This is a genomic window from Mumia sp., from assembly GCF_028803055.1.
GTDB lineage: Bacteria > Actinomycetota > Actinomycetes > Propionibacteriales > Nocardioidaceae > Mumia.
This window is the reverse complement of the sequence record NZ_JARBCJ010000046.1, coordinates 6567-19211: the sequence shown is the minus strand read 5'-3', so window position 1 is coordinate 19211 and position 12645 is coordinate 6567. Positions and strand designations below refer to the sequence as shown.

The 12645-nt window shown below is 70.5% G+C and carries 11 protein-coding genes; 1 reads left to right on the top strand and 10 read right to left on the bottom strand.

Features of this window, described 5'->3' with window-relative positions; all coding sequences use genetic code 11:
- Window positions 1-1134 (top strand): NEW3 domain-containing protein (locus tag PV363_RS06670; RefSeq protein WP_301021959.1); only part of this gene is annotated, 1134 nt, incomplete at its 5' end.
- Window positions 1135-1279: 145 nt separating this feature from the next.
- Here PV363_RS06670 and PV363_RS06665 read toward each other — a convergent pair.
- The 10 genes from PV363_RS06665 to PV363_RS06620 form a co-directional block, all read right to left on the bottom strand.
- A complete protein-coding gene (locus tag PV363_RS06665; RefSeq protein WP_301021958.1) occupies window positions 1280-1489 on the bottom strand; it encodes a LuxR C-terminal-related transcriptional regulator in 210 nt (69 codons plus the stop codon).
- Window positions 1490-1517: 28 nt separating this feature from the next.
- The gene (locus tag PV363_RS06660) at window positions 1518-2747 is read right to left on the bottom strand and encodes an alpha-hydroxy acid oxidase (protein ID WP_366525453.1); all 1230 of its coding nucleotides are present in this window, start codon (window positions 2745-2747) and stop codon (window positions 1518-1520) included.
- The gene (locus PV363_RS06655; RefSeq protein ID WP_301021957.1) at window positions 2747-4174 is read right to left on the bottom strand and encodes a rhamnulokinase family protein; all 1428 of its coding nucleotides are present in this window, start codon (window positions 4172-4174) and stop codon (window positions 2747-2749) included. Before PV363_RS06655 ends, PV363_RS06660 begins: the two co-directional genes overlap by 1 nt.
- Before the next feature lie 9 nt (window positions 4175-4183).
- Window positions 4184-6253, bottom strand: a complete 2070-nt coding sequence (locus tag PV363_RS06650; RefSeq protein WP_255559822.1) for a bifunctional aldolase/short-chain dehydrogenase — start codon at window positions 6251-6253, stop codon at window positions 4184-4186.
- A complete protein-coding gene (gene rhaI, locus PV363_RS06645) occupies window positions 6253-7416 on the bottom strand; it encodes an L-rhamnose isomerase (protein WP_220342651.1) in 1164 nt (387 codons plus the stop codon). The genes PV363_RS06650 and rhaI overlap by 1 nt, the downstream gene beginning before the upstream one ends.
- Window position 7417: 1 nt before the next feature.
- Window positions 7418-7810: an L-rhamnose mutarotase gene (locus PV363_RS06640; RefSeq protein ID WP_301021956.1), complete on the bottom strand. Its 393-nt coding sequence runs from the start codon at window positions 7808-7810 to the stop codon at window positions 7418-7420.
- 167 nt (window positions 7811-7977) lie between these two features.
- On the bottom strand, window positions 7978-9024 hold the full coding sequence (gene rhaS / locus PV363_RS06635) for a rhamnose ABC transporter substrate-binding protein (protein ID WP_220342653.1): 1047 nt from the start codon (window positions 9022-9024) through the stop codon (window positions 7978-7980).
- A complete protein-coding gene (locus PV363_RS06630; RefSeq protein WP_220345610.1) occupies window positions 9021-10130 on the bottom strand; it encodes an ABC transporter permease in 1110 nt (369 codons plus the stop codon). The genes rhaS and PV363_RS06630 overlap by 4 nt, the downstream gene beginning before the upstream one ends.
- On the bottom strand, window positions 10127-11170 hold the full coding sequence (locus tag PV363_RS06625; protein WP_220342655.1) for an ABC transporter permease: 1044 nt from the start codon (window positions 11168-11170) through the stop codon (window positions 10127-10129). The genes PV363_RS06630 and PV363_RS06625 overlap by 4 nt, the downstream gene beginning before the upstream one ends.
- Window positions 11167-12645 (bottom strand): sugar ABC transporter ATP-binding protein (locus PV363_RS06620; protein WP_301021955.1); only part of this gene is annotated, 1479 nt, incomplete at its 5' end. The genes PV363_RS06625 and PV363_RS06620, both read right to left, overlap by 4 nt.

The window sequence follows — 12645 nt, the reverse complement described above, 5'->3', positions numbered from 1 at the left end:
CCGGCCGCGTCGCTGACGGCGACGCTCGCGCGCATCGACGGGCATCTCTCGGCCGCGTGGGGCGTCATCGTGGGGGGGGTCGCCATGGCCGCGCCGCGGGGCCCGGTCCACCTGGCGGGCGACACCGTACGGGTCGCGGTGACGTTGCAGAACACCGGCACGAAGTCCCTGCCGAACGTGACGAGCGCGCTGCGCTCGGCATCGGGCTGGACAGTGGAGCCGGTCGGGGCGCGGCCGGCCACGGTCGCTGCCGGGACGACGGTCACCCACCTGTACGACGTGGTCGTGCCTGACGGCTCTCCGGTCGGTACGGAGACGCTGACGGGCACGGTGTCGTACCGCCAGAGCTGGGGCAGGGCCACGCTCCCGGTCTCCGCCGACGTCGTCGTCTCCCCCACGCTCACGCTCGACTCCGCGGCCGTGGCGCCGCAGGCCGCGACCGCAGGCGACGAGGTGACGGTGACGGCGGTCGTCCGCAACCACAGCACGCGGCCGGCCTCGGGCGAGCTGACGGTGTCAGGCCCCGGGGTGACCTCGCCGGCACCGACGTCGTACACGGTGCCGGCCGGCGCCACGGCGGACGTGCCGGTGACGGTGACGGTTCCGACGACGGTCGTCGCAGGCCCGCTGACACTCACCGCCTCGACGGGAGCGACGGAGTCGCAGAAGGCGACAGCGACCCTCGGCGTGACGTTGACGACGCCGCCGCCCGGTGCCGTCGACCACGTCGACGTGGGCCTCTCCGCGTCGGAGCAGGCGCACGGCCTGACCGCGTCGCCGAACAGCGGCACGAACGTCGAAGCCGGACTGACCCGCCGCTACACGCACTCCTCGTACCCGGGTGGCTGGTTCGAGATGGACCTCGACGTGCCGGCGGGCAAGGCGTTCGTGCTGCGGGCCGTCGAGACGTACGACGGGGCGCGCCGCAAGACGTACGACATCGTCGTGGACGGTGTGGTCGTGCACTCGCACGACGCGAGGCGTACGGAGGGTGGCGAGGGCACGCAGACGTACCAGGTGCTCGTCGACCGGCCCGACCTCACCGCAGACGGCACGGTGCGCGTGAGGTTCCAGGACACCGGCGCCGACTACGACCCGTCGATCGCCGACGTCTGGTCGCTCCCGGTCTCGTAGGCACCCCGCACCCCGCTCGCGGGTCACTCTCCTCGGCCCGCGGGTCACTCTCCTCGGCCCGCGGGTCACTCTCCCGGTCGAGGGTGACCCGCGAGTCCCAGGGAGTGACCCGCGAGTCCCAAAGGGTGACCCGCGAGTGGTCGGGTCAGATGAGGTCGTGGCGTACGGCCCAGACGACGGCCTCGTTCGGTGTCGAGACCTCGAGCGCCGAGCACACCGTGCGCAGACGGCGCCGTACGGTCCGCTCCGACAGGAGGAGGCGACGGCCGACCGCCTCGACCGTGAGCCCTTTCGCGACGAGAGCGAGCAGGACGAGGTCGTCACGGTCGAGCCGACCCTGGCCGTGCCGTGTCACCGTTCCCCCGTCCCCCCGCACGTTGTGTTTACCCCCTGGGGATCAGCCGTAGGAGCTGGGTGACGTGCGACGGCTGCAGCTCGTCGACGCTGCTGACTCCCAGCAGGCGCATGGTGCGCTCGAGCTGGGTGGAGAGGATCTCGATCGCGCGGTCGACACCGGCCCGTCCACCGGCCATCAACCCGTACAGGTAGGCGCGTCCGATGAGCGTGAAGTCGGCCCCCAGGGCGAGCGCCGCGACGATGTCGGCGCCGGACATGATGCCGGTGTCGAGGTGGATCTCGGTCGTGCCCTTGACCTCGCGGGCGACGTCCGGCAGCAGGTGGAACGGGATGGGCGCTCGGTCGAGCTGACGGCCACCGTGGTTGGAGAGCACGATCGCGTCGACACCCATCTCGGCGAGGCGCGAGGCGTCCTCGACGCTCTGCACCCCCTTGACGACGAGCTTGCCCGGCCACTGCTCCTTGATCCACGCGAGGTCCTCGTAGTCGACCGTCGGGTCGAACATCGTGTCGAGGAGCTCGGCGACCGTGCCCGACCAGCGGTCGAGCGAGGCGAACGCCAGGGGCTCGGTCGTGAGGAAGTTGATCCACCAGGCCGGCCGCGGGATCGCGTTGACCACTGTCCGCGGCGTGAGCGTGGGCGGGATCGTCATGCCGTTGCGGGTGTCGCGCAGCCGCGCGCCGGCCACCGGGACGTCGACGGTCACGACGAGCGCCTCGAACCCCGCCGCGGCGGCGCGCTCGACCAGCGCCATCGACCGCTCGCGGTCCTTCCACATGTAGAGCTGGAACCAGTTGCGCCCTGCCGGGTTGGCTGCCCGTACGTCCTCGATCGAGGCAGTGCCCATCGTCGACAGCGCGAACGGGATGCCGGCCGCTCCCGCCGCGCCCGCCCCGGCGTACTCGCCCTCGGTCTGCATCATGCGGGTGAAGCCGGTCGGCGCGATCCCGAACGGCAGCGCCGACGTGGCGCCGAGGACCTGGCACGAGGTGTCGACCTTGGAGACGTCGCGGAGGATCCGAGGGTGGAACGTCACGTCCTGGAACGCCTGACGCGCTCGGGCCAGCGACAGCTCCTCCTCAGCGGCTCCGTCGGTGTAGTCGAACGCCGGGCGTGGGGTCCGCCGCTTCGCGATCGTACGGAGATCGTCGATCGTGAGGGCCGACGCGAGCCGACGCTCGCGCGGGCTGAGGACCGGCCTCTTGAACTTCAGCAGCGGTCCGAGATCGCGGGGGTGGGGTACGCGTCGATCCATCAGGAGACCTTTCCGAGCGGGCGAGGAAGATAGTGCTGCTGGTCCAGCGTGCTCCCGACGAGAGCGCGGAGCGCGTCCAGGTCGCCGGACACGGCGCCGAGCGTCCGGCCCTGCACGAGCGCGTTGCCGAGGGCGGTGGCCTCCACCGGTCCGGCGAGCACCTCGAGCCCTGATCGGTCGGCGGTGAGCTGGCACAGCAGCCCGTTGAGCGCGCCACCACCGACGATCTGGATCCGGCGGACCCGGCGACCCGCGAGCTCCGCGGCGCGGCGGAGCGTGGTCGCGAACGCCTCGGCGAGGCTCTCGAGGATCGCGCGTGTCGTCTCCGGGCGACCGGTCGGCGGCCGCAGGCCGTGCTCTGCGGCGTACGCGCGGATCCGCGCCGGGACGTCGCCCGGCGGGAGGAAGCGCGGGTCGTCGACGTCGAAGAGCAGCGGTGTCTCGACCTCGGCGGCGGCAGCCAGCAGGGACGCCAGCTCGACCGGTCGCCCGTCCTCGCGCTCCCACGTGCGTACGGACTCGCTCAGCAGCCACAGACCCATCACGTTGTGGAGGAACCGGACGCGCCCGTCGACGCCCCCCTCGTTCGTGAAGCCTGCCTGCCGTGCCGCGTCGTCGAGGACAGGTCGCTCGAGCTCGAGCCCGGCCAGCCCCCAGGTGCCGCACGACACGTACGCGTCGTCCGGCCCCAGCACCGTGCCGGCGACCGCCGAGGCCGTGTCGTGCGAGCCCACGGTGGTGACGGTCAGGTCGTGCCCGCCGAGCTCCGCAGCGACGTGCGGCAGCAGCCCTCCGAGCGTGGTCCCGGGGGCGACCAGCGGCGCCAGGAGGTCCGGCGCGATGCCGAGCGTCTTGGCGAGGTCGGTGTCCCAGGTGCCGGTCGTCACGTCGAGCAGGCCCGTGGTCGAGGCGTTGGTGAGCTCGGTCCCGACGTGGCCGCTCAGCCAGTGCCCGATGAGGTCCGGCACCATCAGCATCGTGTCGGCGTGCTCCAGGTGGGTGCCGTCGGCGACGAGCTGGAAGACCGTGTTGAACGGCAGGTGCTGCAGCCCGTTGCGCGCATAGAGGGCAGCGGGCGCCACAGTCGCGTGCACGGACTCCACGGCGGCCGCGGTGCGGCTGTCGCGGTAGTGGAACGGCGTGGAGACCATCCGCCCGTCCCGCAGCAGGGCGTAGTCGACCGCCCAGCTGTCGACCGCCACGCCGGCGAGGCCGGGCGTGGAGCGTACGGCGAGCCGCAGGCCGTCGACGACCTCGCGGAAGAGCCCGACGACGTCCCAGTGCAGACCGTCGGGCAGCCGCACCGGTGCGTTCGCGAACCGGTGCACGACCTCCAGCCGCGCACCGTCCGGGCCGACCTCGGCCACCACCACGCGTCCGCTGGTGGCGCCGAGGTCGACCGAAGCGACGTGGACAGGCTCAGACATGCACCGGCCTCAGCGCAGGAACGCGGCGGCGACGCCGGCGTCCACGGGGATGTGCAGCCCGGTCGTGTGGCTCAGCTCGGCGCTGCAGAGGACGAACACCGCGTTGGCGATGTTGGCCGGCAGCACCTCGCGCTTGAGGATGGTCCGCTGCGCGTAGAACTTGCCGAGGTCCTTCTCCTCCACGCCGTAGACCGCGGCGCGGTTCGCGCCCCAGCCGCTGGCGAAGATGCCCGAGCCCTGGACGACACCGTCGGGGTTCACGCCGTTGACCTTGATGCCGTACGCGCCGAGCTCGGCCGCGAGCAACCGGACCTGGTGCGCCTGGTCGGCCTTCGCCGCGCCGTACGCCACGTTGTTGGGGCCGGCGAAGATCGAGTTCTTCGAGGAGATGTAGACGACGTCGCCGCCCATCTCCTGCTCGATCATCACCTTCGCCGTGGCCTTCGAGACGAGGAACGACCCCTTGGCCATGACGTCGTGCTGGAGGTCCCAGTCCTTCTCGGTGGTCTCCAGCAGCGAGCGCGAGAGCGAGAGGCCGGCGTTGTTGACGACGAGGTCGACACCGCCGAACGCGAGCACCGCCGCGTCCACGGCTGCCTGGACGGCGTCGGCGTCGGAGACGTCGACCTGGACGCCGACCGCGACGTCGGTGCTCCCGAGCTCGGCCGCAGCCTCCTGGGCCTTCTCCAGATCGAGGTCGGCGATGACGACGCAGGCGCCCTCGGCGGCGAGCTTCTCCGCGGTGGCCCTGCCGATGCCGGACGCAGCGCCGGTGACGAGCGCGACGCGGGTGGCCAGCGGCTTGGGCTTCGGCATTCGCTGGAGCTTGGCCTCCTCCAGCGCCCAGTACTCGATGCGGAACTTCTCCGACTCGTCGATCGGCGCGTATGTCGAGAGCCCCTCGGCGCCGCGCATCACGTTGATCGCGTTGACGTAGAACTCACCGGCGACGCGGGCGGTCTGCTTGTCCTTGCCGAAGCTGAACATGCCGACACCCGGGACCAGCACGATGAGCGGATCGGCACCACGGATCGCGGGGCTGTCCGACGTCGCGTGCCGGTCGTAGTACGCCTGGTAGTCCTCGCGGTAGGACCCCGCGAGCTCCTTCAGGCGGGCGATCGAGTCCTCGACCGACGCGTCCGCGGGGAGGTCGAGCACGAGCGGCTTGACCTTCGTACGGAGGAAGTGGTCGGGGCACGAGGTGCCGAGCTCGGCGAGCCGCGGGTGCTCGGCGTGCGAGAGGAAGTCGAGCACCACGTCGGAGTCGGTGAAGTGGCCGACCATCGGGCGGTCCTGGCTCGCGATCCCGCGGATCGTCGGCGCGAGCGCGGCAGCCTTGGCGCGCCGCTCGTCCTCCGGCAGCGCGGTGTACCCGTCGAGGGCGGGGCCGAACGGCTCGGGCTTGCTGTGCTCCTCGATGTAGGCCGCCGCGGTGCGGATGATCCACAGCGAGTTCTGCTCGGCCTCCTCGGAGGTGTCGCCCCACGCCGTGATGCCGTGCCCGCCGAGGACGCAGCCGATCGCCTGCGGGTTCTTGGCCTTGATCTCGGCGATGTCGAGCCCGAGCTGGAAGCCGGGACGACGCCACGGGACCCAGACGACCTTGTCGCCGAAGATCTTGCCGGTCAGCTCCTCGCCGTCGGCGGCGGTCGCGACCGCGATCCCGGAGTCGGGGTGCAGGTGGTCGACGTGCGCCGCGTCGACGAGCCCGTGCATCGCGGTGTCGATCGACGGAGCGGCACCACCCTTGCCGTGGAGGCAGTAGTCGAACGCCGCGACCATCTCGTCCTCGCGCTCGACGCCCGGGTAGACGTCGACGAGCGCACGCATGCGGTCCAGGCGCAGGACGGCGAGGCCGGACTCCTTGAGCGTGCCGAGGTCGCCTCCCGAGCCCTTGACCCACAGGAGCTCGACGGCCTCGCCGGTGACCGGGTCGGTGTCGGTGCCCTTGGCAGACGTGTTGCCACCGGCGTAGTTGGTGTTGCGCGGATCGGCGCCGAGGCGGTTCGAGCGCTCGATGAGCGCCTTCGCGGTCTCGTTGGCGGCGTTCGCCGTGGTGTTGTCGGACATCGTGCTCATCAGCTCCATCCGGCCTGGGTCCCGCCGACCCGATCGGCCTCGATCTGTTCCTGGTAGCCGCTGGCGAGGTAGGCCTGCATCGGGTTGGACGGCAGGCCCTGCGTCTCGCGCCATGCGGCGAGGTCGGTACGTACGTCGGTGTAGAAGGCGTCCATGAAGATCTCGTTGGCAAGGAGGACGTCACCGTCAGCCTGGGCCGCGGTCAGCGCCGCGGTGTCGACGAGCAGCGCACGCGCGGTCATCTCCTGCACGTTGAGCACCGAGCGGATCTGCCCGGGGATCTTCTTCTCGATGTTGTGGCACTGGTCGAGCATGAACGCGACGTCGCCGTCCTTGCCGTACCCGCCGCCACGGACGACCTCGAACAGGATCCGGAAGAGCTGGTACGGGTCCGCCGCGCCCACGATGAGGTCGTCGTCGGCGTAGAAGCGCGAGTTGAAGTCGAACGAGCCGAGCTTCCCGAGGCGCAGCAGCTGGGCGACGATGAACTCGATGTTGGTGCCGGGGGCGTGGTGGCCGGTGTCGAGGCAGACGACCGCGTTGTCCCCGAGGGCGGCGACCTGCGTGTACGCCGTGCCCCAGTCCGGCACGTCGGTGTGGTAGAAGGACGGCTCGAAGAACTTGTACTCGAGCACGAGACGCTGGTCGGCGGACAGGCGCTCATAGATCGTGGCGAGCGACTCCGCGAGGCGGTCCTGCCGTCCGCGCATGTCCGCCTGGCCGGGGTAGTTGCTGCCCTCGGCGAGCCAGATCTTGAGGTCGCGCGAGCCGGTCGCGTCCATCACGTCGATGCACTCGAAGTGGTGGTCGATCGCCTTCTGGCGGATCTTCGGATCGGTGTGGGTCAGGGCGCCGAGCTTGTAGTCGTCGTCCTGGAACGTGTTGCTGTTGATGGTGCCCAGGCCGATGCCCTGGTCCTCGGCGAAGCGGCGCAGCGCCGCGTAGTCGTCGGTCTGGTCCCACGGGATGTGGAGCGCGACGCGCGGGGCGAGGCCGGTGAAGCGGTGGACCGCGGCCGCGTCGGCGATCTTCTCCTCGACCGTACGAGGTGTGCCGGGCGAGCCGAAGACCTTGAAGCGCGTGCCGGAGTTGCCGTAGGCCCAGGAGGGAACCTCGATCTCCTGCTCGGTGAGCCGCGACGCGATGTCGGCGAAGTTCGTCATGTCAGTTGCTCTCTCCTCGCGCACGGGTCTCGCGCGCGGTCGTCTGTGCCGTCGAAGTCTCGGTCGCCTGGTGGGCAGCCAGCTGGTCCTCGAGGTGGAAGATCTCCTCCAGCTCGAGGAAGCCTTCGTCAGGTGCTCCGTCGAGGTCCTCGAAGAGCTCGGCCATCTCGGCCTGCCACCGCCGGTTGACGTCGGTGGCCGCCATCTGGGCGCGGGCCCGCTCGAGCGACTCGGTCTCGAGGTAGCCGATCAGGAGCCCGTCGGGGCGGAGGAACAGCGAGTAGTTGTGCCAGCCGGCGGCGTCCAGGGCCTCCAACATCTCTGGCCACACCGCGGCGTGGCGCCGGCGGTACTCGTCGATCCGGTCCTGCCGGACCTGAAGCTGGAAGCACACGCGGCGCATCGTTCCTCGGTTTGGTTTGGGTTGTGGTCCCGGGCCCCCCGGGGCCGCGGGGGCCACGGTCACCCACGTCGTGGTGCCGGGCGGGTGGCCCGGCGAGCTCAGACCTCCTGGTCAGAGGTGCTGTGCTCGGGCGTACGACTCGTCCGAGACGTCAGGTCTCAGAACTGGAAGTCGTCGATGTTGTCCTTGTTGAACTCGAGCGGGTCGCCGAGGAGCACGACACCGTCGGCGCCGACGGTGTACTCGCCGAGCTTGCCCGCCTCGAACGTGTCACCCTCTTCGCCCTTGATGTCGCCGTCGACGAGCGCCTTGGCGGCGAAGGCGGTCAGGTAGCCGAGGTCCTCGGGGTTCCAGAGGGCGAAGGAGCCGACCGTGCCGTTCTTGACGTACTCGCGCATCTGGTCGGGCGTGCCCAGACCGGTGAGCTGGACCTTGCCCTTGTACTGCGAGTCCGAGAGGTAGCGCGCCGCTGCGGCGATGCCGACCGTGGTGGGCGAGACGATGCCCTTGAGGTCGGGGTGCTTCTGCAGGAGTGCGGCGGTCTTGTCGAACGACGTCTGGTCGTCGTCGTCGCCGTAGACCGTCTCGACGAGCTGGATCTTCGGGTGGTTCGCCTTGAGATCCTCCTCCATGAGCTTGATCCACTCGTTCTGGTTCGTCGCGTTCGCCGACGCCGAGAGGATCGCGATCTTGCCCTGGTCGCCGATGGCCTTGGCGATGAGCTCGACCTGCTTGGAGGCGATGCCCTTCGCATCCGCCTGGTTCACGAAGAGGTCGCGGTACTCCGGCTTGGTGTCGGAGTCGAAGGTGACGACCTTGGTGCCGGCGTCACGCGCCTCCTGGAGCGCGTCGCCGATGGCCTCGGGGTCGTTGGCCGAGATCGCGATGGCGCCGGTGCCCTGCTGGGTCAGCGTGTTGATGTAGCTGACCTGCGAGTCGGGGGTCGCCTCGGACGGGCCGACCTCCTTGAAGGTGCCCTCGAACTCCTCGACGGCAGCCTTGCCGCCCTTGGAGGACGTCTCGAAGTAGGGGTTGCCGAGGTTCTTGGGGAGGAAGGTGACCGAGACGTCGTCGCCGCCGCCTCCGCCGTTACCCTCGTCGTCGCTCCCGCCGCAGGCGGCGAGCACCAGGCTCATGCCCAGCACGGCGGCGACGGCCGGGACGAACCGCGCGAGGCCGCGTCGCCTCGTGGTCTGTGTGGTCATCGGTCTTCTCTCTCTCGATTGCTGACCGGCCCGTCCGGGTCGGCCTGGGGGGTGGTGCTGTTGGGCTCGGGGGCGCCACGACGTCGCCGGCTGCCGATCCAGCCGAGGACGCTGGAGCCCACGACGGAGACGACCAGCAGCAGGCCGGTGACGATGTTGATGACGTCGGCGGTCTGGTCGGCCAGGCGCAGTGCGCTGCCGATCGCCCCGATGAGGAGCACGCCGGCGATCACGCCGGGGAGTGCGCCACGTCCGCCGAAGATGGAGACGCCGCCGAGCAGCACGGCGGCGATGACCTGGAGCTCCATGCCGTTGGCGTTGTCGCCGCGGGCGCTGCCGTAGCGCAGCGTGTAGTAGATGCCTGCCATGGCCGACACGACACCGGTCAGCATGAACAGCACCAGCTTGGTGCGCTCGACCCGGATCCCGGAGAACCGGGCGGCGCCCTCGTTGAGGCCGATCGCGAAGATGCCGCGGCCGAAGGCGGTGAAGTGGAGCAGGACGATGAAGAGGACGGCCAGCACCGCGAACACGATCATGATCGACGGGATGTCTGACTCGCCGATCCGGCCGCGTGCCCAGTCGGTCCACGCCTCGGGGAAGTCGGTGACGGCGGTGGTGCCGAGCAGGCCCACCGCGATCCCGCGGTAGAGCGCGAGCGTGCCGATCGTGACGGCCAGCGACGGCAGCCCGACCACGGTGACGAGGAAGCCGTTGAACGCACCGCAGACGACCCCGACGAGCAGGGCGGCGACCGCCGCGAGGACGACGGGCGTGCCCTTGTCGTAGAGCACGCCGAACGACACGCTCGCGAGCGCCACGGTGCTGGCGACCGAGAGGTCGATCTCTCCGGTGATGATCACGAGCGTCATCGGGAGCGCGATCAGGAGGATCGGGGCGACGTCGAGGAGGAGGTACGTGATGGTGATCGGCCGGTCGAAGAACGGCACGGTCGCCGAGGCGTACAGGTAGACGACGACCAGGGCGGCCCAGACCGCGACGTCGCGGCTGAGCAGGACCCGCTGCCACAGCGGACGCTGATGGTCGCGGTAGGTCCGGCCGCGCGAGGGCGTGGAGGTGTCGGAGGGGTCGATCAGGCTGGTCATTCGGCGTCCCTCTCTGCCAGCAGCTTCTTGTGCTGTCGGTCCTTGAGGACCTTGTCCAGCACGATCGCGACGATGATGAGCAGGCCGACGACCGCGCGCTGCCAGAAGTCCTGGATGCCGAGGATCGGGAGACCGCGGTTGATCGTCATGAGGAGGTACGCGCCGACCGCCGCACCGAGGACGGTGCCGCTGCCGCCGAAGATCGCGACGCCACCGATCACGGCGGCGCCGACCGCCTCGAACTCGATGCCGAGCCCGGCGCCGGAGCTGATGGTGCCGTAGCGCGCGACGTAGAGGACGGCCGCGAGCCCGGCCAGACCGCCGGAGACCGCGAAGGCGACGAGGGTGCGCTTGGTCTTGGGCAGCCCGTAGAGCGTGGCGGCCTCGGGGTCGGAGCCGAGGGCGTACATCTCGCGCCCGGCGCGCGAGCTGCGCATCAAGACGATGGCGACCCCGAGCACGGCGAACGAGATCCACGCGAGCGTCGGGATGCCGAGCACCGACGACGTACCGAACGTGAGCAGGTCGCGCGGGATGTCGGAGGCGTTGATCCGGTCGGAGCCGGCCCACGACATCATGATGCCGCGATAGACGTAGAGCGTGCCGAGCGTGATCACCAGCGCCGGCACCTTGGCGAACGCGACGAGTGCGCCGTTGATCAGGCCGAGCACGACGCCGAGCAGGATCGCGAGCAGCAGCACGACGATGATCGGCAGCCCTGTGTCGACGAAGAGCCGGCCGGTCGCGTAGGCGACCAGACCGAGGATCGACCCGACCGACAGGTCCACGTTGCGGGTGATGATGACGATCGCCTGGCCGACGGCGAGCACCACGAGGATCGACGGCGTCAGGAAGAGGTCGCGCCAGCCGTCCTTGCTGAAGAGGAACGACGGGTTGATCGCGGTGGTCACGGCCAGGACCACGAGGAAGGCCAGGACGATGCCGGTCTCGCGCGCCTGGAGGACCTTGCGGACCCGGGCGCCGACGCTCGGGGGCGGCGGGGGCGCCGGCGTCGTCGCGGTCGTGGCTGCGGTGCTCATGCGGAGGCTCCCTCGGTGTTGGTCGCCGCGAACATCACGGCCTCGGGGGTCGCCTGCTCACGGCTCAGCTCGGCCGTGATCCGGCCCTCGTGCACGACGACGACCCGGTCGGCCATCCCGAGCACCTCGGGCAGCTCCGACGAGATCATGACGATGCCCATGCCCTCGCCGGCGAGGGCAGACAGGAGCCGGTGCACCTCGGCCTTGGTGCCGACGTCGATGCCGCGGGTCGGCTCGTCGACGATCAGCACGTCGGGTGCGGTGCTGAGCCACTTGGCGAGCACGACCTTCTGCTGGTTGCCGCCGCTGAGGGTGCCGGCGAGAGCGTCGAGCGTCGCCGCCTTGACCTCCAGGCGCGAGGCCCAGTCACGGGCTGTCGCGTTCTCGGCTCCGGACGACAGGATGCCGGCGCGCGAGAGGCGACGGCGGATCGCCATGGTGATGTTGCGGGCGATCGAGGCGTCGAGGACGAGGCCGTGCTTGCGCCGGTCCTCCGGGACCAGGGCGAGCCCGAGGCGGATGGCGGCCGCGGGGTCCCCGGCAGGGACGGCCTTGCCGGCCACCCTGACCGTGCCCGAGTCGTACGGGTCGACCCCGAACGCCGCCTGCATGATCTCGCTCCGGCCGGCGCCGACGAGACCAGCGAGCCCGACGATCTCGCCCCGCCGGACCTGGAGGTCGACGTCGTGGAACACACCGGCACGGGTGAGGCCCTCGATCTCGACGACGACGTCGCCGATCTGCGCGTCCTGCTTGGGATAGAGGTCCTCGACGTCGCGCCCGACGAGTCGGCGCACGATGTCGTCGACGGTGACGTCGGCGACCGCGTCGGTCGAGACGTACGAGCCGTCGCGCATCACGGTGATCGTGTCGCAGAGGCTGAAGACCTCGTCGAAGCGGTGGGAGATGAAGACCAGTGCGCGGCCCTCGTCGCGCAGCGCGCGGGCGATCGTCATCAGGCGGTCGACCTCGATGCCGCTCAGTGCGGCGGTCGGCTCGTCCATGATGAGGACGCGGGCGTCGAGGGAGATGGCCTTCGCGATCTCGATGATCTGCTGGTCCGCGATGGACAGGCCGTCAGCGGGGCGCTCCGGGTCGATGGCGACGCCGAGACGGGCGAACAACGCGCGCGCCTCGGTGTCCATGGCCTTGCGGTCGATGCTGCCGAACCGCGACCGCGGCTGGCGCCCCATGAAGATGTTCTCGGTGACGCTGAGGTCGGGGAACAGCGTCGGCTCCTGGTAGATCACCGCGATGCCGGCGTCCTTGGCGTCGGCGGTGGTCCGGAAGTCGACCGGCTCGCCGAACAGCTCGTACGATCCGGAGTCCGGCCGATAGAGGCCCGCGATGATCTTGACCATCGTCGACTTGCCTGCGCCGTTCTCGCCGACCAGCGCGTGGATGGACCCGGTGGTGACGGTCAGGCTGCCTGCACGCAGGGCGACCACCTGCCCGAACCTCTTCGAGACGTCGCG